General features: G+C 69.6%; 19 protein-coding genes and 1 riboswitch. Of the genes, 12 read left to right on the forward strand and 7 right to left on the reverse strand.

Annotated features, from left to right (window positions below; translation table 11 throughout):
* The 3 genes from FJV41_RS37305 to FJV41_RS37315 all read right to left on the reverse strand — a co-directional run.
* On the reverse strand, nucleotides 1–465 hold a 465-nt coding region (locus tag FJV41_RS37305), incomplete at its 3' end, for an OsmC family protein (protein WP_141647374.1).
* A 119-nt stretch (nucleotides 466–584) separates the two neighbouring features.
* Nucleotides 585–1997 carry an SLC13 family permease gene (locus FJV41_RS37310; RefSeq protein ID WP_141647375.1) on the reverse strand — a complete coding sequence of 471 codons (1413 nt, stop codon included), beginning with the start codon at nucleotides 1995–1997 and terminating at the stop codon, nucleotides 585–587.
* 25 nt (nucleotides 1998–2022) lie between these two features.
* A complete protein-coding gene (locus FJV41_RS37315) occupies nucleotides 2023–2454 on the reverse strand; it encodes a CBS domain-containing protein (RefSeq protein WP_141647376.1) in 432 nt (143 codons plus the stop codon).
* A 222-nt stretch (nucleotides 2455–2676) separates the two neighbouring features.
* A riboswitch (TPP riboswitch) is annotated at nucleotides 2677–2787 on the forward strand.
* Nucleotides 2788–2833: 46 nt separating this feature from the next.
* Here FJV41_RS37315 and thiC point away from each other — a divergent pair.
* Both thiC and FJV41_RS37325 read left to right on the forward strand, forming a co-directional pair.
* Nucleotides 2834–4708: a phosphomethylpyrimidine synthase ThiC gene (gene thiC / locus FJV41_RS37320; RefSeq protein ID WP_141647377.1), complete on the forward strand. Its 1875-nt coding sequence runs from the start codon at nucleotides 2834–2836 to the stop codon at nucleotides 4706–4708.
* A 140-nt stretch (nucleotides 4709–4848) separates the two neighbouring features.
* Nucleotides 4849–5238 (forward strand): DUF4870 domain-containing protein, encoded by a 390-nt coding sequence (locus tag FJV41_RS37325; RefSeq protein WP_141647378.1) that lies wholly within the window; start codon nucleotides 4849–4851, stop codon nucleotides 5236–5238.
* Between the two features lie 287 nt (nucleotides 5239–5525).
* On the opposite strand, the gene moaA is transcribed toward FJV41_RS37325, so the two are convergent.
* The 3 genes from moaA to thiO form a co-directional block, all read right to left on the reverse strand.
* Nucleotides 5526–6539, reverse strand: a complete 1014-nt coding sequence (gene moaA / locus FJV41_RS37330) for a GTP 3',8-cyclase MoaA (RefSeq protein ID WP_141647379.1) — start codon at nucleotides 6537–6539, stop codon at nucleotides 5526–5528.
* 65 nt (nucleotides 6540–6604) lie between these two features.
* Complete coding sequence (locus tag FJV41_RS37335) at nucleotides 6605–7846, reverse strand: HD-GYP domain-containing protein (RefSeq protein ID WP_141647380.1); 1242 nt, start codon at nucleotides 7844–7846, stop codon at nucleotides 6605–6607.
* A gap of 166 nt (nucleotides 7847–8012) precedes the next feature.
* The gene (gene thiO / locus FJV41_RS37340; protein WP_141647381.1) at nucleotides 8013–9131 is read right to left on the reverse strand and encodes a glycine oxidase ThiO; all 1119 of its coding nucleotides are present in this window, start codon (nucleotides 9129–9131) and stop codon (nucleotides 8013–8015) included.
* A gap of 312 nt (nucleotides 9132–9443) precedes the next feature.
* Here thiO and hisG point away from each other — a divergent pair, with 312 nt between their 5' ends.
* The 10 genes from hisG (at nucleotide 9444) to FJV41_RS37390 (ending at nucleotide 17578) form a co-directional block, all read left to right on the forward strand.
* On the forward strand, nucleotides 9444–10304 hold the full coding sequence (hisG, locus tag FJV41_RS37345) for an ATP phosphoribosyltransferase (RefSeq protein ID WP_141647382.1): 861 nt from the start codon (nucleotides 9444–9446) through the stop codon (nucleotides 10302–10304).
* Nucleotides 10304–11611, forward strand: coding sequence for a histidinol dehydrogenase (hisD, locus tag FJV41_RS37350; RefSeq protein ID WP_141647383.1), 1308 nt, complete (start codon nucleotides 10304–10306; stop codon nucleotides 11609–11611). Before hisG ends, hisD begins: the two co-directional genes overlap by 1 nt.
* Nucleotides 11608–12648, forward strand: coding sequence for a pyridoxal phosphate-dependent aminotransferase (locus FJV41_RS37355; protein ID WP_141647384.1), 1041 nt, complete (start codon nucleotides 11608–11610; stop codon nucleotides 12646–12648). The genes hisD and FJV41_RS37355 overlap by 4 nt, the downstream gene beginning before the upstream one ends.
* On the forward strand, nucleotides 12645–13238 hold the full coding sequence (hisH, locus tag FJV41_RS37360) for an imidazole glycerol phosphate synthase subunit HisH (protein WP_141647385.1): 594 nt from the start codon (nucleotides 12645–12647) through the stop codon (nucleotides 13236–13238). Before FJV41_RS37355 ends, hisH begins: the two co-directional genes overlap by 4 nt.
* Nucleotides 13235–13951 (forward strand): 1-(5-phosphoribosyl)-5-[(5-phosphoribosylamino)methylideneamino]imidazole-4-carboxamide isomerase, encoded by a 717-nt coding sequence (locus FJV41_RS37365; RefSeq protein WP_141647386.1) that lies wholly within the window; start codon nucleotides 13235–13237, stop codon nucleotides 13949–13951. The genes hisH and FJV41_RS37365 overlap by 4 nt, the downstream gene beginning before the upstream one ends.
* Nucleotides 13948–14484 (forward strand): imidazoleglycerol-phosphate dehydratase, encoded by a 537-nt coding sequence (locus tag FJV41_RS37370; protein WP_141647387.1) that lies wholly within the window; start codon nucleotides 13948–13950, stop codon nucleotides 14482–14484. Before FJV41_RS37365 ends, FJV41_RS37370 begins: the two co-directional genes overlap by 4 nt.
* Nucleotides 14484–15245: an imidazole glycerol phosphate synthase subunit HisF gene (gene hisF, locus FJV41_RS37375; RefSeq protein WP_141647388.1), complete on the forward strand. Its 762-nt coding sequence runs from the start codon at nucleotides 14484–14486 to the stop codon at nucleotides 15243–15245. The genes FJV41_RS37370 and hisF overlap by 1 nt, the downstream gene beginning before the upstream one ends.
* Before the next feature lie 198 nt (nucleotides 15246–15443).
* Entirely contained in the window at nucleotides 15444–16223 is a 780-nt protein-coding gene (gene hisN, locus FJV41_RS37380) for a histidinol-phosphatase (RefSeq protein ID WP_141647389.1), read from the forward strand.
* Nucleotides 16223–16852 carry a bifunctional phosphoribosyl-AMP cyclohydrolase/phosphoribosyl-ATP diphosphatase HisIE gene (hisIE, locus tag FJV41_RS37385; RefSeq protein ID WP_174486497.1) on the forward strand — a complete coding sequence of 210 codons (630 nt, stop codon included), beginning with the start codon at nucleotides 16223–16225 and terminating at the stop codon, nucleotides 16850–16852. Before hisN ends, hisIE begins: the two co-directional genes overlap by 1 nt.
* A gap of 180 nt (nucleotides 16853–17032) precedes the next feature.
* Nucleotides 17033–17578 (forward strand): DofB protein, encoded by a 546-nt coding sequence (locus tag FJV41_RS37390; RefSeq protein ID WP_246137656.1) that lies wholly within the window; start codon nucleotides 17033–17035, stop codon nucleotides 17576–17578.
* 12 nt (nucleotides 17579–17590) lie between these two features.
* Here FJV41_RS37390 and FJV41_RS37395 read toward each other — a convergent pair.
* Nucleotides 17591–18582, reverse strand: a 992-nt coding sequence (locus FJV41_RS37395; RefSeq protein ID WP_181791195.1) for a hypothetical protein, incomplete at its 5' end; no start/stop codon positions are given.

Here is an 18582-nt window from a genome sequence, read left to right on the forward strand (position 1 = left end):
GGGGCTGGCGGCGCGGGCGTGCCACGTCTCCACCACCGCTTCGATGCGCGGCGCGATCTGGATGACCGAGCTGGGGAAGCAGTGGGCGGGCAGCTCGGAGAAGATGAGGCGCACCACCTCCGCGTCCAGGTCGGTGGCCACGGCCACGTGGGGACGGACGATGAGGTCGGTGAGGTGGGGTGGCTGGCCGGGACCGCTCACCACGCGGGCCACCGCGCAGCTCTGGTAGAAGAGGACAGTCACGTCCGCCTCGCGTGCGCGCTCCAGGAAGGCCAGCAGCGTGCGCCCCTCCACCGCGCCCACCAGCAACGTCTCCGGTGCCCAGCGTCCATCGTCCGCTGGGCCCTGCTCGACGAGCGGCAAGCCGATGGGGACGGGCGGCGCACGGTCGCTCGTCAGGACGGCACCTCGCTCGCCCTGCCAATACAGACGCGTTTCGTACTCAGTGACGGTCACGGACGTCATGGGCGCTCCTTCCGCCGGGCCCTGTTCCGGCATTGCCCTTACAACCCGTGTGCCGCGAAGGTGCTTCATGGTGGACCGGGGATTCGCCCTGAAGTCCCGGACGGGCGGACGAGGGTAACTCATGGCAGGCCAAAGAGACGTAGCACCAGGGGGCCCGTCCAGCTGACCAGCAGACAACCGGCCACCATGAGGGGAAGCCCCAGTTTCAACAGCTCGGAGGTGTCGAGCCCCTCGCCCGCGGCCATCGCGTTGGGCGGGGTGCTGATGGCGAAGGGGATGCCGAACGAGCACCCCATGGCGACGAGGATGGGCGTGGACGCGGAGGGTTCCACGCTCAGGGCCAGGGGCATCAGCAGCGCGGCGGTGCCGGTGTTGCTCATCAGCGCGGACAGGCTCGCGGCGACGATGACCAGCGCCCCCAGTCTCGCCTCGCGCGGCCACGCCTCCAGCCGGGCGCCATCGAGCGCGTGGGCCACCAGGCCCGACTGCTCCAGGAGTTTTCCCAGCGCCAGCCCTCCGGCGATGAGCAGCAGGGTGGACCAGTCCAGGCGTCCCAGGTCCTCGCGTTTGAGAAGCCCGGTGCCGAACAGCAGCGCGGTGGCGCCCAGGGCGACCACCGGTGCGGGCACGCCGTGGAGCGGCTCCGACAGCCAGGCGACCACGCAGGCGGCGCTCACCGCGAGCACGCGTCGGCCGGAGGCATCGAGCGTGCGGGCGGGCTGTGCGGGCAAGGTCAGCGCGTCTCCCATGCGGAAGCGCAGGAGCACCAGGCCGAAGCCGAGCAGCAGCATCAGCACCGTGAGGGGCAGGGCGAACGCCATCCAGCCCGCGAAGGTGACGTGCGCATGAGCGCTCGCGGCGGACACCGCGAGGGCATTGGGGCCGCTGCCCACGGGTGTCGCCATGCCGCCCAGGTTTGCGCCCAACGCGACTCCCGCGAGCAGGGCGGGCCGCAGCGGCGCGCCCGGAGGTGAGGCAAGCAGCACGGGCCTGAGCGCGGCGAGCATCATCGCCGCCGCGGCCACGTTGGACATCCACATGGAGAGGAAGGCCACTCCGCCCATGACGAGGAGCAGCAGGAGGCGGGGCCGGCCTCGCGACAGGCGCACGACGTGCCGCGCCACCGCCGAGTCGAGGCCGTGGCGCATGGCCGCGACTTCCAGCGTGAAGCCACCCAGGAACAGAATGAGCACCGGGTCCACGCCCCAGGTGAGCACGGTGGACAGCCGGTACTCCGGCCCCAGCGGACCGAGCACCACCGGCGTGGCGCCCAGCAGGAGCAGGGTGGGCACGAAGGGCGGCACCAGCTCCGTGAGCCACAGCACCAGGCACACGCCCGCCACCAGCACCGTGCGCGATGCCACCTCGCCGTCCACGCCGAAGCCCGCGAGCCCGGCCACCGCGGCCAGTCCCACTATCGCGAGCACGGGCCGGGTCCAGCGACGCCGTGGCGACGGCGCGACGGTGGCCTCGGGAAGGCTGGTCGACAGGGCCTCGGCGTCCGCGTGTGTCGAGGCGAGTGGGGAGGTCATTGCAAGGGACGCGGGGAGGAGGGACCTACGCGTTGAATTCCCTCGCCAGCTCGCGGCGGTCCTTGTCCTCGATGAGGTGCTGCGCGTAGCGCACCAGGTCCGCCTCGGTGACGATGCCGAGCAGCGCGCCGTCCTGCCCGACGACGGGAAGGCAGCCGAACTTGTTGCGCAACATCAGCACCACGGCATCGCGCAGCGACGCCTCGGGCGTCACCGTCGTCACGTCCCGGGTCATGATGTCGGCGGCCCACAGCGGCTGCGCGGCGGGGTCCGTCGCGTGCGTGGCCGCGGCCCTCAGCAGGTCTCGGTGGGAGATGAGGCCCACGAGCTTTCCCTGTCGGACGACGGGGAGGTGCCGGATGCGGTGCAGGCGCAGCAGCTCCTCCGCCTTGCCCAGGTTCTGGGTCTCCTTGAGCGCGACCACCTCGCGTGTCATCAGCTCTCCGACGATCTGCATGTGGCGCTCTCCCGGTAGATAGGTGGAACTCCCGGGGGCCGCTGCATGGAAAGGGCCAGCCCGGATTCCCTCGGGCTACGGCGATTTCAGCGCCCTGTACACGCAAGGTTTGCGCGTTCGTGTGGTGCCCCGCATTCCTTGCGCGAGCGGTGTTGACTGGAGCGCTTCCAGCCCTGGCCACCGGGCAGGTTGAAGCCGGTCCCGCTGTGCGCTAGATGCTCACCCAGTCGCTAGGGGTGCCCCTCGTAAGGGGCTGAGACGGCCGCGTGGCGCGGCCAACCCTTGGAACCTGAACCGGGTCATACCGGCGGAGGGAAGCGGCCCGGAACCCCCCTGGGGGCTTCCGTCTGCCTTCCCGCCCGTCCTCGAGGAGAGAGAGATGAGCGGAGCGTCCAGAAGCCTCAAGGTCGATGGCAAGGTGCTCGAAGGCATCAGCCAGGGCCCCCTGCCAGCCTCGCGCAAGGTGTTCGTGAGTGGGGAGCTGCACCCCGACTTGCGAGTCCCCGTGCGGGAAATCAGTCAAACCCCCACGCGGCACGGACCGGGCGCGGATGCCCGGGTGACGTCGAATCCCCCCGTGCTCGTCTATGACTCCAGCGGTCCGTACACGGACCCGGAGGCGCGAATCGACCTGCGCCAGGGCCTGCCCGCCACGCGCGAGGCCTGGGTGCTGCGTCGCGATGACACGGAGGAGCTGGCGGGAATCACCTCCGACTACGGCAAGGAGCGCGAGGCGGACCCGAGGCTCGCGGGGCTGCGCTTCGGCCACCGCCGCAAGCCGCGCGTGGCACGCCAGGGCGTCAACGTCACCCAGTTGCACTACGCCCGGCGCGGCATCATCACCCCGGAGATGGAGTACGTGGCGCTGCGAGAGAACCTGCGCATGGACGCGTCGTTGTCCGCGCAGCACCCGGGCCACTCGTGGGGCGCGTCCATCCCCCGCGTCATCACCCCGGAGTTCGTGCGCGACGAGATTGCCCGGGGCCGCGCCATCATCCCCGCGAACATCAATCACCCGGAGCTGGAGCCGATGATCATCGGCCGCAACTTCCTGGTGAAGATCAACGCCAACATCGGCAACTCCGCCGTCTCGTCCTCCATCGAGGAGGAGGTGGAGAAGATGGTCTGGTCCATCCGCTGGGGCGCGGACACGGTGATGGACCTGTCCACGGGCCGGAACATCCACGAGACGCGCGAGTGGATCCTCCGCAACGCGCCGGTGCCCATCGGCACGGTGCCCATCTATCAGGCGCTGGAGAAGGTGGGTGGCAAGGCGGAGGACCTCACGTGGGAGATCTACCGCGACACGCTCATCGAGCAGGCCGAGCAGGGCGTGGACTACTTCACCATCCACGCCGGCGTGCTGCTGCGCTACGTGCCGCTCACCGCGAAGCGACTGACGGGCATCGTCAGCCGGGGCGGATCCATCCTCGCGAAGTGGTGCCTGGCCCACCACCAGGAGAACTTCCTCTACACGCACTTCGAGGAGATCTGCGAGATCATGAAGGCGTACGACGTCAGCTTCAGTCTGGGTGACGGGCTGCGGCCGGGCTCCATCGCCGACGCGAACGACGCGGCGCAGTTCGGCGAGCTGGAGACGCTGGGCGAGCTGACGAAGATCGCCTGGAAGCACGACGTGCAGACGATGATCGAAGGCCCGGGCCACGTGCCCATGCACCTCATCCAGGAGAACATGACGAAGCAGCTGGCGGTGTGCGGCGAGGCGCCGTTCTACACGCTGGGGCCCCTCACCACGGATATCGCGCCGGGGTATGACCACTTCACCAGCGGCATTGGCGCGGCGATGATTGGTTGGTTCGGCACCGCGATGCTCTGCTACGTGACGCCGAAGGAGCACCTGGGGCTGCCGGACCGCGACGACGTGAAGGAAGGCGTCATCACGTACAAGATCGCCGCGCACGCCGCCGACCTGGCCAAGGGGCATCCGGGCGCTCAGGCTCGCGACAACGCGCTCTCCAAGGCCCGCTTCGAGTTCCGCTGGGAGGACCAGTTCAACCTCTCCCTGGACCCCGAGCGCGCCCGCGCCTTCCACGACGAGACGCTGCCCGCCGACGGCGCCAAGGTCGCCCACTTCTGCTCCATGTGCGGGCCCCAGTTCTGCTCCATGAAAATCACCCAGGATGTTCGCGACTACGCGGAGAAGCTGGGCGTCACCGACGCCACCGCGCTCGACTCGGGGATGGAACAGAAGAGTGAGGAATTCCGGAAGGCAGGCAGCGAGTTGTATCGCTGAGCCACGAAGCCAGGAATCGAGGGCGTCAAACGACCTGCTACATCACCTGTCCGAGACGTGACAATGAGAGTGGGTGCATGTCATGTTAGGCAGGCATGGGCGCGGTGCACGCGCCCTCGATTATCTGGAGGGGATACTTCATGGAGACTCCGCCGCGGGAGCAAGTGGGTTCGTACATCACCGGCACTCCGATGCCGACCCAGGATGAGAAGACGATGGGGCTGATCGCCCACATGGGAACCATCCTGGCCAACTTCGTGGGCCTGGGCTTCGCGGTTCCGCTGGTGCTGATGCTGACCAAGGGCAAGGAGTCGTCCTTTGTTCGCGAGCACTCGGTGGAGTCGCTGAACTTCCAGATCACCCTCTTCATCGCCGGCCTCGTCGGCGTCGCCACGTCGTGTATCGGCATCGGCCTGGTGTTGCTGCCCATCGTCGGCATCCTGGCGCTGGTGTTCGGCATCATCGGCGGGCTGAAGGCGAACGAGGGGCAGCTGTACCGGTACCCGTTCGCCATTCGGTTGGTGAAGTAGTCGGCACGGCGGCGGCTCCCTTCGGGGAGCCCGCGGCCACTCGGGCGGGCCAGGCGCGAGCGCGCGGGCCCGCCCGTCGTCTTTTCAGGGGACACGCGAGCGGCGAGCACTCGGGTGCATCCTCGCGACGAGGCAGCGCGGTCTCGGCCCCGCTTGGGTGGCAGCGTGGCGCCGGTGCGGGCCTTCAGCCGCCGATGCCCATCATGGACAGCAGCATGGCGCCGGTGGTGCGGGCCTTCAGTCGCCGATGCCCATCATGGACAGCAGCGTGGCGCCGGTGCGGGCCTTCAGCCGCCGATGCCCATCATGGACAGCAGCGTGGCGCCGTTGCCGGGCTCGGTGAAGCGGTGGCCCTCGGGCTTGTCGCCCAGGGCGGCGCGGATGGCCCGTGCCAGCTCCACGTCCGTGGCCCCACCTCGGATGAGCTGATGCAGCGGCGCCTGTGCGCGGCCGCCCAGGCAACTGCGCAGGTCGCCATTCGAGGCCACGCGCACGCGGTTGCACCCGCCGCAGAAGTTCTGGGTCAGCGGCGAGATGAAGCCCACGCGGCCACCTGGCGCCTTCCAGTAGCGCGCGGGACCGGAGGTGACGGAGTCGGCGGCGGCGCCGGTCTCCTCGGGCTCGGCGGAGAGGTCCAGGCCCTCTCCGCGCAGCCGGTCCATCAGCTCGGCGGTGGGCACTGGAACGCCCTGGCCAAAGGGCATCAGTTCGATGAATCGCGGGGTGATGCCGCGCGCGTGCGCGTACTCCACCAGCGCGCGGGCCTCGCCGTCGTTCACGCCCCGCATCACCACGACGTTGAGTTTGAGCGAGGCGTAGTGGGAGGCCGCCGCCGCGTCGATGCCCCGGAGGATGGCGTCGAAGTCCCCTTGCTTGGAGATGCGGCGGAACGTCTCCGGGGACAGCGTGTCCAGGCTGAGGTTGAGCTGGTCGACACCGGCCTCGCGCAACGGGGCCGCGAGGGCCTCCAGGTGGCTGGCGTTGGTGGTGATGGCCAGGTGCCGCACGCCTGGGATGCTGGCGATGCGCCGGGCGATTTCCAGGATGTCCGGACGGATGAGCGGCTCACCGCCGGTGAGGCGCACGCGGCGGATGCCCAGCGCGGCGAAGATGCCGGCGATGCGTCCCAGCTCCTCCGCGTTCAGCAGGTCCTTCTTGCCGCCCCAGGACGCGGGAGAGCAGTACGTGCAGCGGAAGTTGCAGCGGTCCGTGATGCTCAGCCGCAGGTACGTCATGCGGCGCCCCTGCGCATCCAGCAGGGGAGGGGCGAGCGGATCCGTCTGGAGTGCGGGCGTCGTCACGGGCGGCCTGACCTCATAACAGCCGCCAGGGGGACGTTCATCTCAATCCCCCCAGCGTGAGGGGCTCAGCCCTCGCTCCCCGTGGCCGACCGGATGATCGGCACCTTCACTTCGACGGGCTCGCTCGAGGCGGCACGCGGGGCGACCGGCGCGGGCTCCAGGTCATCGTCCAGGTCCGTCAGACGCGCCAGCTCCGCCTCGGCCTCGTTCGCCTCCTGCTCGGCCACGGGAAGATTGAGCTTCCGCAGCGCCATCTCCTCCTTGATGCGGATGAGACCCTCTTCGCCGATGTCCAGGAACGCCCGGACGACTTCCGGGTCGAACTGGGTGTTGGCGCAGCGGCGGATCTCCTGGATGGCGTTCGCGAACGAGGTGCCCTTGCGGTACGGCCGGTCGCTCGTCATCGCGTCCAGCGTGTCCGCCACGGCGAAGATGCGCGCGCCGATGTGGATCTCCTGCCGCTGGAGGCCGCGCGGGTAGCCCGCGCCGTCCCAGCGCTCCTGGTGCGACAGGACGATGGCGGAGGGCGTGGAGAGGAACGGGATGGCCTGGATCATCTGGAAGCCAATCTCCGGATGCTTGCGCATCTCCAGCCACTCGTCCGGCGTGAGCTTGCCCGGCTTGAGCAGCACCGCGTCCGGCACGCCAATCTTGCCGATGTCGTGCAGGAGCGCGCCGCGGCCAATCTCCTCCAGGTCCTTGCCGGAGATGCTCATCCGGCCGGCGATGGCGGACGTGTAGCTGACCACGCGCTGCGAGTGGTCGCTCGTCTCGTGCTCGCGCGCGTCCAACGCGGCCACCAGCGCCAGAAGCGTGTTCTGGTAGGTGTTGGCGATGTTGTGCAGCGCGCTGCGCAGCTCCGCGGTGCGATCTCTCACCTTGCGCTCCAGCTTCTTCTGGTAGCGCTTGCGGGCCATCTCGATGCGGCGCTTGGCGAGCGCACGCTCGATGGCTCGGATGAGGTCCGTGAGCTTCGGTGGCTTGAGCAGGTAGTCCACCGCGCCCCGGCGCAGGCAGTCCACCGCGGACTCCGTGTCGCCATAGCCGGTGAGCATGATGACGGACGTGTCCGGCAGTCGCTCTCGCAGGTTCTCCAACAGCCAGAGGCCGTCCTTGCCCGGCATCTTCATGTCGCTGATGACGAGCGGGGTGTCCTCCTCGCCAGCCACGTCCAGCGCCATCTCGGCGCCGCTCGCGACGACGCAGTTGTAGCCCTCTTCACGCAGGAGGACGGAGATGACGTCTCGGACAGAGTCGTCATCGTCGACGATGAGGATTCGGGGTGGGGCAGGGGGGATGGCTTCCACGGCGGGAGATTCTAAAGGTTTCCGGGTTTCAATGGCGAATGAGTCAGGGAAATTACCACCTTCCTCCACTTGCAGGTTGACAGTCCAGTGCGCTGGTCCGGAAGACGACCCTGGGAGGGAGGGCGGCCGGGCAGGCGTGGACGGGTCCTGGGAGGAAGTCGAGCCTTCAGGCCTGGGCCCTCGTACTCGCGCGGTCATGGCGGAAAGGCGCGAGGTCCAGGGTGGTCCGCTCTCCGAGGACGGCCTCGGCCACGAGCTTCGCGGTGATGGGGGCCAGGAGGATGCCGTTGCGGAAGTGTCCGGTGGCGAGGAAGAGGCCTGGGGTGGGGCCCTCTCCGAGGTAGGGCCGCTTGTCCTCCGTCCAGGGGCGGAAGCCGGCCCACGTCTCGGTGATGGGGGCGGACCCGAGCTCCGGGCACAGCTCCAGGGCCATGTCGAGGATGCGGGCCAGGCCCGCCGCGGTCACCTGCTTGTCGAAGCCCACCAGCTCCATGGTGCTGCCGGCGATGACGCGGCCGTCCGCGCGGGGGACGACGTAGCCCTTCTCCGACGTGAGGATGCGCTGGATCAGGGGAAGGCGCGTCTGGAGCTGAATCATCTGCCCACGCGCGGGGCGCACCGCCTTCGCCTCCACGCCCGCGCCCTGGACGAGCGAGGACCAGGAGCCGGCGGCGAGCACCACCGCGTCCGCGCGCAGCACCTCGCCATCCAGGTCCACGCCCACCGCGCGGCCCGCTTCGTGAACGATGCCGCGCACGTAGCCGCTTCGGAACTCGGCGCCCACGCGCGCGGCGGCCATCGTCAGCGCGCGGACGAGGAGCCGGTTGTCCACCTGGTGGTCATCCGGGAAGTGGGCGGCGGCGACGGCTTTCGAGGAGAGGCGCGGCTCCAATGCGCGGGCCTGGGCACCGTCGAGCACGTCCGCGCGCAGGCCCATGCCGCGCTGCCACAGCACGGTGGCTTCCACGTGCTGCACCGCCGCTTCGCTGAAGGCGACCTTGAGGACGCCGCTGGGGCGGTAGGCGATGTCCACGCCGGACAGCTCGCGCAGCTCGTCGGCGAAGGCGGGATAGAGGGCGCGGCTCTTCAGGCACAGCTCGAGGAAGGGGCCGGGGCCGTCGGACTCCATCTGTGGAGCGAGCATGCCGGCGGCGGCGCTGCTGGCCTCCGCGCCGGGGATGGAGCGCTCCAGGACGGTGACGCGCGCGCCGGCTTGCCGCAGCCGCAGCGCGATGCCGCAGCCCATGATTCCCCCACCCACGATGATGACGTCCGAAACTCGCATGGACTTCTTTCCTGCTCGCCCCGTCGAGGGTTTGCAAGCGACTTGGACAGGGAGCCCAGAGGTCGGGTTGACGGCGGGGGCCTTTGCCATTACTGATGGGGCCGTGCGTTTCTCTTCCGTGCATCCCCATCATGCGCATCATCGGCTCGGCCCCGACGGGACCGTTCGCCACGCGCATGCCTGGGTGAGCCACTAGACGCACCACCCTCCCGGCACCTGCCGCAGCGAATGAAGGCCCGTCCTCCCCCGGACGGGCCTTTTTTCGTTTCCGCGCGGCCTTCGATTCCCCCGCAGCCCCCAGCAGGTCTACCCATGTTGCTGAAGATCGCTCTTCCCAACAAAGGCCGCCTTTCCGAAGAGGTTCGTGAACTTTTCAACGATGCGGGCCTGGAGGTGCGCGGCAGAGGAGAGCGCGCACTCACCGCGTCGCTCGGAGGCGAGTTCGAGGCCATCTTCGTGCGCGCCCAGGACATCCCGGAGTTCGTCGCGGACGGCGCGGCGCATGCGGGCGTCACGGGATGGGATCTCGTGAGCGAGGCGGGGCGGGAGCTCGAGCACCTGATGGACCTGGAGTTCGGCAAGTGCCGGCTCGTCGTGGCGGCGCGCGAGGAGAGCGGCATCACCCACTCCAACGACGTGCGAGACGGCATGCGGGTGGCGTCGTGTTTCCCCCGGCTGACGCAGGACTACTTCGCGCGGCGAGGGCAGAGCATCACCGTGGTTCCCGTCTCGGGTGCGGCGGAGATTGCTCCGCACCTGGGCATCGCGGACATCGTGGTGGACCTGACGTCCACGGGCTCCACGCTGAAGATGAACGGCCTGCGCGAGGTAGCCACGGTGCTGGAGTCCAGCGCGCGACTGGTTTCGAGCAAGACGAACGTCCCGGAGGCGCGCAAGCGGCTGGACGAACTGAAGCTGGCGCTGGGCTCGGTGCTGGCGGCGCGGGGCAAGCGCTACCTCATGGCCAACGTCCCCAGGGACTCGCTCGCGGGGGTGCGCGAGGTGCTGCCCGGACTCAATGGCCCCACGGTGGTGGACGTGCTGGACGGAGGGACGTTCGTCGCGGTGCACGCGGTGGTGGCGGCGAAGACCATCTACCGCACCGTCAACGCCCTGAAGGCCCTGGGCTGCGAGGGCATCCTCGTCACGCGCATCGAAAGGCTGGTGGCGTGATGACGCCGCTTCCTTCGTTCCTCCGCTATCGCGGACCGCTGGCCAGCCTGTCCCGCGAGGATCGGCTCCGATTGCTGCAGCGAGGCGGGGATGTGGACGCGCGCATCTCCGCCCGGGTGAGGGAGCTCATCGCCCGGGTCCGGCTGGATGGGGACTGGGCGCTCTTCGAGATGGCGCGCCAGTTCGACCGCGCGGAGTTGTCCGCACTGGAGGTCCCCCGCGCGCGTTGTGAGCAGGCGCTCGAATCATTGGACCCGTCGGTGGCGCGGGCCCTGGGTCGCGCGGCGCGGAATATCGCGCGGGCGCACGAGGCGCAGCGGCCACGCGCGGTGGAAGTGGAGACGGAGCCCGGTGTGCTGGTGGGCCGGAGGCCGGACCCCCTGGGCCGCGTCGGAGTGTACGCACCGGGAGGCCGGGCGGTGTATCCGAGCAGCGTGTTGATGGGGGTGGTGCCGGCGAAGGTCGCGGGGGTGGGCGAGGTCATCGTCTGCTCGCCTCCGGGGCCGGACGGTCTGCCCCACGCGAGCGTGTTGGCGGCGGCGGTGCTGGCGGGCGCGGACCGGGTCTTCGCGCTGGGCGGAGCGGGCGCGGTGGCTGCCATGGCGTACGGCACGGAGAGTGTCCCCCGGGTGGACCGCATCGTCGGGCCGGGCAACGCCTACGTGGCGGAGGCCAAGCTCCAGGTGGTGGGCGCGGTGGCCATCGAAGCGCCTGCGGGGCCGAGTGAAATCCTCGTCGTCGCGGACGAGACGGCGAGTCCGGTCGCGGTGGCGCGGGAGATGCTGGCGCAGGCGGAGCACGACCCGGATGCGGCCTGCGTGACGGTGGCGCGAGGCGAAGGGGTGGCGGAGGCCATCGCGGAGCAGGTGCGGCGCCTGTCACTGGGTGCGAAGCGCGAGGAGATTGTCGCCGCCGCACTGCGCTCACGTGGCGCGGTGTTGAGTGTGGCGTCGCTGGAGGAGGCGTGGCCCTTCGTCGCGGACTTCGCGCCGGAGCACCTGCTGCTCGCCACCGCCGCGCCTTCGGCGGACCTGGCGCGAGTGCGCAACGCGGGCACGGTCTTCCTGGGGGAGCGCTCCTCGGTGGCCTACGGCGACTACATGACGGGCTCCAACCACGTGCTGCCCACGGCGGGGCTGGCGAGGGCCTACTCGGGACTCAACCTGCTCGACTTCTACCGATGGACCACCTACCAGCGCGTGGAGCGCGCGGCGTCCCAGGCATTGGCGGACGACGTGGGACTGCTTGCGGACAGTGAGGGCCTCTTCGCGCACGCGGACGCCGCGCGGGCCTGGAGGGCCGAATGATTCCCACGCGTGCATCCTATCGGGACATCCCGTTGTATTCGCCCGCGAAGCGGCCCTGTCGCGTGGACCTGAGCGACAACACCAACCTCTTCGGGGTGCCTCCCGCCGCGGAGCGAGTGCTGCGTGAGTCCTCCCTGGAGTCGCTCTCGCGCTATCCCCGGGGCTATGCGCCCGACCTGCGCGGCGTGCTGGCCGAGCAGCTCGGTGTGACGGCAGAGTGCGTGACGACGGGCTGCGGCTCCGATGACGTCCTCGACAGCGTGCTGCGAGCGTTCTTGGAGCCGGGTGAGTTGCTTGTGTTTCAAGACCCGACGTTCGTGATGATGCCGCTGTTCGCGCAGGTGAACGGACTGCGGACGGCGGCGGTGCCCCTGCGCGCGGACTTCGACGTGGAGCCCGAGTGGCTGGTGTCCACGGGGGCGAAGGTCATCTACCTGTGCTCACCGAACAACCCCACGGGCACGGTGCTGTCGCGCGCGGCGGTGGAGCGCGTGGTGGAGCGTGCGCCGGGGCTGGTCATCATCGACGAGGCTTATGCCGACTTCGCGCGCGGGCCCGGCTTCCTGGACCTGGCGCGCACGTGCTCGAACGTGCTGGTGACGCGCACGTTCTCGAAGGCCTTCGGGCTCGCGGGGATGCGCGTGGGGTGGGCGGTGGGCCACCCGAAGCTCGTGGCCGAAGTCGAGAAGGCACGGGGGCCGTACAAGCTGACGACGCTCGCGGAAGCGATGGCCGTGGCAGTGCTGCGCGAGGACGCGGGTTGGGTGCGTGCTCGGGTGGAGGAGGCGGTGGAGAACAGGGAGCGCCTGCGGGGCGGGCTGGTGGCGCTGGGGCTGAAGCCGCTGCCGTCCGAGGGCAACTTCCTGATGGTGCCGCTGCCCGGAGCGCCAGGGGTTGCGGAGCGGATGCGGGAGCGTGACGTGAACGTGAGGGCGTTCCAGGGGCTGACCGGGGTCGGAGATGCGCTCCGAATCGGCAGTGGACCGTGGCCCTTGCTGGAGGCGGCGCTCGTGGCGCTGCGGGAGTCCTTGCGATGAGAGTCACCTTGTTCGACTACGGCGCTGGCAACCTGCACTCGCTGACCAAGGCCCTGGCCACGGAGGAGGGCGTCGACGTTCGCGTGGAGGAGAGCCCGGCGCGTGCGGTGGATACGGATGTGCTCGTGCTGCCCGGTGTTGGCGCCTTTGGCTCGGCGGCGGCGCGACTGGCGCCCGGGCGGGATGCGATGCGCTCGGCATTGGAGAAGGGCCTGCCCTGCCTGGGCATCTGCCTGGGCATGCAGTTGCTGTTCGATTCGAGCGACGAGGGAGAGGGCGCGGGCCTGGGCTATTTCGCCGGACGGGTGACGCGGCTGACATCGCGACGCGTGCCGCAGATTGGCTGGAACCAGGTGGAGGGCGACCGCACGTTGTCGGGGGCGAAGCTGGACACCGCGTACTACGCGCACAGCTTCGTCTGCCGCGTGGAGGACGCGTCGGTGGTGACGGGGTGGACGACGCACGAGGAAGACCGCTTCCCCGCGGTGGTTCGACGCGGCCGGGTGGTGGGCGTGCAGTTCCATCCCGAGAAGTCTTCGTCTTCGGGTGTCGCCTTCGTGCGGGCCTTCTTGCGGGAGGTGGCGTCATGAGGGCGATTCCCGCGATCGATCTGCGCGAAGGCGCGTGTGTGCAGCTCGTTGGAGGTTCGTATGAAGACGAGCGGGTGCGGGTGAAGGACCCGCTGGAGGCGCTGCTGCGATGGCGCGCCTTCGGCTTCAGGGCCTTCCACGTGGTCGACCTGGATGCGGCGCTGGGCCGGGGTTCCAATGCCGAGGCCGTGGCGCGACTTACCGCGCACGAGCCGGGGCTCACGTTCACCGTGGGCGGGGGTGTGCGAGAGCTGGAGCGGGTGGAGGCGCTGCTGGAAGGGGGCGCCTCGGCCGTGGTGGTGGGGACTCGGGCCATCGAGGACGCGGCGTGGTTGGCCGACGTCGCGAGCCGTCATCCAGGCCGCGTGGTGGTTGCTGCGGACGTGCGAGGCCGCGAGGTGGTGACGCGAGGCTGGACGGCGGGCAGTGGCATGACGGTGGGCGATGTGCTCGCGGCGCTGGAGCCGTTGCCGCTCGGTGGCCTGCTGGTGACCGCGGTCCACAAGGAGGGGCAGCTCGAGGGTGTTGACCTGTCGCTGATGCGAGAGGTGGTGGTTCGCAGCCGTCACCGGCTCTACGCGTCGGGCGGCGTGACGACGCTGGACGACTTGAGGGCGCTGGCCTCGGTGGGCGCGTACGGGGCGGTCATTGGGATGGCGCTGTACACGGGGCGGCTGGATGCGCGCGACGTCGCGCTGGAGTTCGCGAAATGACCACTGTCACTCGAGAGACGAAGGAGACGCGGATCCGCGTGGAGCTTTCGGTGGGCCGGGGGAGCACGCAGGTGGACACGGGGCTCAAGTTCTTCGACCACATGCTCTCCACCTTCGCGCGCTACGCAGGACTCGACTTGAAGCTGCACGCTCGTGGCGACCTCACGCACCACCTGATGGAGGACGTGGCGATTACTTTGGGGACGGCGGTGCAGCGGGTGATTCCAGCGACAGCGGCTCGTTTCGCGGAGCGCACGCTCCCCATGGATGACGCGCTGGTGCAGGCGTGCCTCGACGCGGGCGGACGGTTTTTCTACCAGGGGCCGCTGAAGAATCGGCTCTACGAGCACTGGATGCGCTCGTTCTGCGAGCACGCGAAGGTGACGCTGCACCTGCGGGTGCTGCGAGGGAAGGACAGTCACCACGTCACCGAGGCGGCGTTCAAGGCACTGGGGCTCGCGCTGCGGGATGCGATGGTGGACTCCGGCACCGTGTTCAGCATGAAGGGCTCCGTGGCCCTGGAGGTGCTCTGATGCTGACGCGACGACTCATCGTCTGTCTGGACGTGAAGGGCGGCCGGGTGGTGAAGGGCGTTCGCTTCGAGGGTCTCCGCGACGTGGGAGACCCGGTGGAGTTGGCCCTGCGCTACGAGCAGGAGGGCGCGGACGAGGTGACGTTCCTCGACATCTCCGCGAGCGCCGAGGAGCGTGACACGCTCTGGGATTTGGTGCGGCGCACGGCGGAGCGACTGTTCATCCCGTTGACGGTGGGGGGAGGCGTCCGCACGGTGGAGGACGTGGGGCGTGCGCTTCGGTCTGGCGCGGACAAGGTGAGCATCAACTCGGCGGCGGTGGCCCGGCCGGAGGTGCTCACGGAGTGCGCGGAGCGATTCGGAGCGCAGTGCGTGGTGGCGAGCATCGACGCTCGGAAAGAGGGTTCGCGCTGGCGTGTCCACACGCATGGTGGGCGCAAGCCCACGGAGCTGGAAGCGGTGGCCTGGGCGCGTGAGTGTGTGGCGCGAGGTGCGGGTGAAGTGCTCCTCACCAGCATCGACCAGGACGGTGCCCGCTCGGGCTACGACCTGGAGCTGACGCGCGCGGTGGCGGACGCGGTGGATGTGCCCGTCATCGCGTCCGGAGGGGCGGGTAACGCGGAGCACGTGCGGGACGGACTCACGCGTGGCGGCGCGGACGCGGCGCTCGTTGCGGGCATCCTTCACGATGGGCTCACCACGGTAGGGGCCATCAAATCGCTGCTCCGAGCGAGCGGCCTTCCCATCCGGAGCACGACATGACGAGCGCACAGGGCTTGATGCAGGTGGTGGAAGTTGCCTGCGAGGTGGAAGACGTGACGCAAAGCGTCGTCAGCAGACGCCCCATCCGGAGCACGACATGACGAGCGCACAGGGCTTGATGCAGGCGGCTGAAGTCGCACGCAATTCGGGAGACGTGGCGCCGAGCGCCTTCAGAGGCCTTCCCATCCGGAGCACGACATGACGAGCGCACAGGGCTTGATGCAGGCGGCGGCCGAAGTCGCGCGCAAGGCCGGGGACGTGGCGCTGGGCTACTTCCGCGGCGGCATCGCGGTGGATACCAAGAGCGACGGGACGCCCGTCACGGTGGCGGACCGCACGGCGGAGCAGACCGCACGCGAATGGCTGGAAGCACGTTTTCCGGACGACGGCATCCTCGGTGAAGAGTTCGGGGAGACACGGCCGGGCGCGCGGCGCCGATGGATTCTGGACCCCATCGATGGAACAAAGACCTTCATCCGGGGCGTACCTCTATGGGGAACCCTGGTGGCACTGGCGGAAGGGGAGCGCATCCTCGTGGGCGCCGCGTACTTCCCCGCCGTGAGCGAGCTGCTGGTGGCTGCGCCAGGGGAAGGTTGCTTCTGGAACGACAAGCTCGCGCGAGTGTCCGAGCAGGCGGACTTGTCTCGCGCGGTGGTGCTCTCCACGGACGAGCGCTTCCGTCAGCATCCCGAGCGCGGAGAAGCCTGGCGCCGCTTCACCCTCGACGCGGCCATCTCCCGCACCTGGGGCGATTGCTACGGCTATCTGCTGGTAGCCACGGGCCGAGCGGAGGTCATGGTGGACGAGCTGCTTTCGCCCTGGGATGCCGCCGCGCTCCAGCCCATCATCGAAGAAGCCGGAGGCGTCTTCACCGACTGGACCGGGCGGCGGACCTCCTTCGGTGGCAACGGCATCGCCACCAACGCGGCCCTGGCCACATTCACCCGTGAGCGCCTGGGCGCGACGGAGGCCACGTGATTCTGGACCTGGACCGACTCGACTTCACCAAGGGCGGTGGCCTGGTGACGGTGGTGACTCAAGACGCGCGCACCGGTGATGTGTTGATGGTGGCGCACGCGGACCGCGAGGCACTGGAGCGCACCCTCGCCACGGGGCAGATGCACTACCGTTCGCGCTCGCGTGGCCTCTGGCACAAGGGCGCCACCAGCGGGAACACGCAGCAGGTGGTGTCCCTGCGCGCGGACTGCGACGGTGACGCGGTCCTCGCCCGCGTCGAGAAAGCCGGGCCGGCTTGTCACACCGGCGAGACCACGTGCTTCGGTCCCGGAGGGGGAGACGCGCTGGCCGCGCTGGATGCCACCCTCGCCGAGCGCGCGACCCGACCCGATGCCCCGGGCGAAAAACCCAGCTACACGCGCCGCCTGCTCGCGGACCGCAACCTGCGTCTCAAGAAACTGGGCGAGGAGGCCGCGGAGCTGGTGACGGCCTGCGCGGATGCGGACGCCGGACGCGCCGCCGAGGAGGCAGCCGACCTCCTCTACCACCTCCTCGTCGCGGTGAGGCCGCTCGGGCTCTCCCTGGAAGACGTGAAGGCCGTGCTCGCACGTCGTGCCGCGAAGCCAAAACTTCCCGGCAATGCTGGATGAGCGAGGCTCACCTCGCGTGAGCAGGACACAGGGCTATCAGGGCATTCCACGTATCAAACCCCGTTTTCAGGCCGTGTCAGCGTCGACCCGGATGGATTTGTCCGTCACGGCTGCATACGGACAGCAGGATTGCGACGGTGGAGTGATCGCGTGCAGCAGTGACTCTCTTCAACGAAAGGAGTGTTCCTGCTACACATCCAGACGCGCGGCGCTGTGGAGAACGCCGGCCGGGCGCTTCTTGGCATCGAAACCGTCCGCCTCACCGGAGGCATCGTGAACGGCCCCACCACGTACAAGGCAGAGCTCATCGACCGAGTCATCTTCTCCCGCTGGCAGAATCCTCCGACCAAGGAGGACGTCGCGGCGATGCTGGCTCAGATGGAGGAGGCCTCGACGCGGCTCAACTCGCGTCTCATCTACATTGGTTCCGTGAGCCCGAAGTCCAAGGTTCCCGACGCGAACGAGCGCACCATCCTCAACAACTTCCTCGTGGATGCGAGGAAGACGTGTGTCGAGCAGGCGTGGCTCATCTACGAGGGCACGGACCTGCAACACAACCTCCAGCGCGTCATCATCTCCGGCGTGCTCATCCTCACCCGGACCTTCGACAACTTCCTCTCGGTCGCGAAGTCGGGCGAGTCCATCGTCAAGGACGTCAGCGCCGTCCTGAAGAAGGACGCGGCGCCCATCTTCCAACTCGCCAAGGACCGCGGCCTGGTCGCCTGACGCCGTCGGCGCTCAGCGCGCGCCGAGGATCTCCAGCTCCAGGAGCTTGCCGTCCGCGCTCTCGGGGAACACGCTGACCGCGTCCACATCGACCAGGGGCGCGGCGGGGTTGCAGGTCTCCCACTCGCCCGTGCCACGAAACTGGCACACGGTGGGATTGACGAACGAGAAGCCTCCCTCTGGATCATTCAAGCCCACGCCCTTCGGCGTGCGGACGATGGCTCGCAGGGAGCCCGGGCCTTGCGCCCGGACACGGAACCCCACCAGGTGCTTGAGCGTGGGCGCGTAGCCCGCGCGCAGCGCTCCGTCCGCCGACCAGCGCGTGCCCCGCCTCGCGTTGCTCACCGGGACTCCCGTGAGGGGGTCTCCATCGAATGCCTGGAACGCGGGCTGGGCCCCCAGGAGCTGATCCGGCTTCACCGGCGCGGTCTCCACCGGCTTCGCGCTGGCCGCCGTGAGCAGCGCCGGGGCCCGGGCGCCTTGCTGGGCGGCGGCCGCGCGCAGCACGGACAGGGGCAGCAGGTCCGCGCTCGCGCAGCGGGACACCAGTCCATCCAGGAGCGTGCGCACGGTGGGGGGCAGGTCGACGGAGGCCTGGGCGGCGGGGGCGAGCCCCAGTCGGACGATGGAATCACAGGCCGCCGGGGTGCCTGGGCCCGCGTGCTCCAGGCTCCACTGGAGCTCGGGGATGTTCGGCGCTTGACCGACGGCGGTGTCCAGCAGGGCACGGGCCACGGTCTGCGCGCAGGCGTTGACCCTGGAGGGACAGCGCTCGCAGAGGGCGGCGAGCAGCCCCCGCATGGGGGTGTCCGCCCCCTGGGTGAAGGGGGCTCGGGCGGCCAGCGCTCCGCCCAGCTCACAGGCGCGCGGGGGCGGCTTGTCACAGGCGTCCAGCCGCTTGCGGGCCTCGGCCACGACGGTGGGCTCGTCGGGGGCGCGCAGGGTGGCGTCCAGGGTCCGCTCCACCGCGCGGCACTCAGGGGAGGGGGGAAGCGGCGAGGGGG

Origin of the sequence: Myxococcus llanfairpwllgwyngyllgogerychwyrndrobwllllantysiliogogogochensis (assembly GCF_006636215.1) — a bacterium.
GTDB classification, from domain to species: Bacteria; Myxococcota; Myxococcia; order Myxococcales; family Myxococcaceae; genus Myxococcus; species Myxococcus llanfairpwllgwyngyllgogerychwyrndrobwllllantysiliogogogochensis.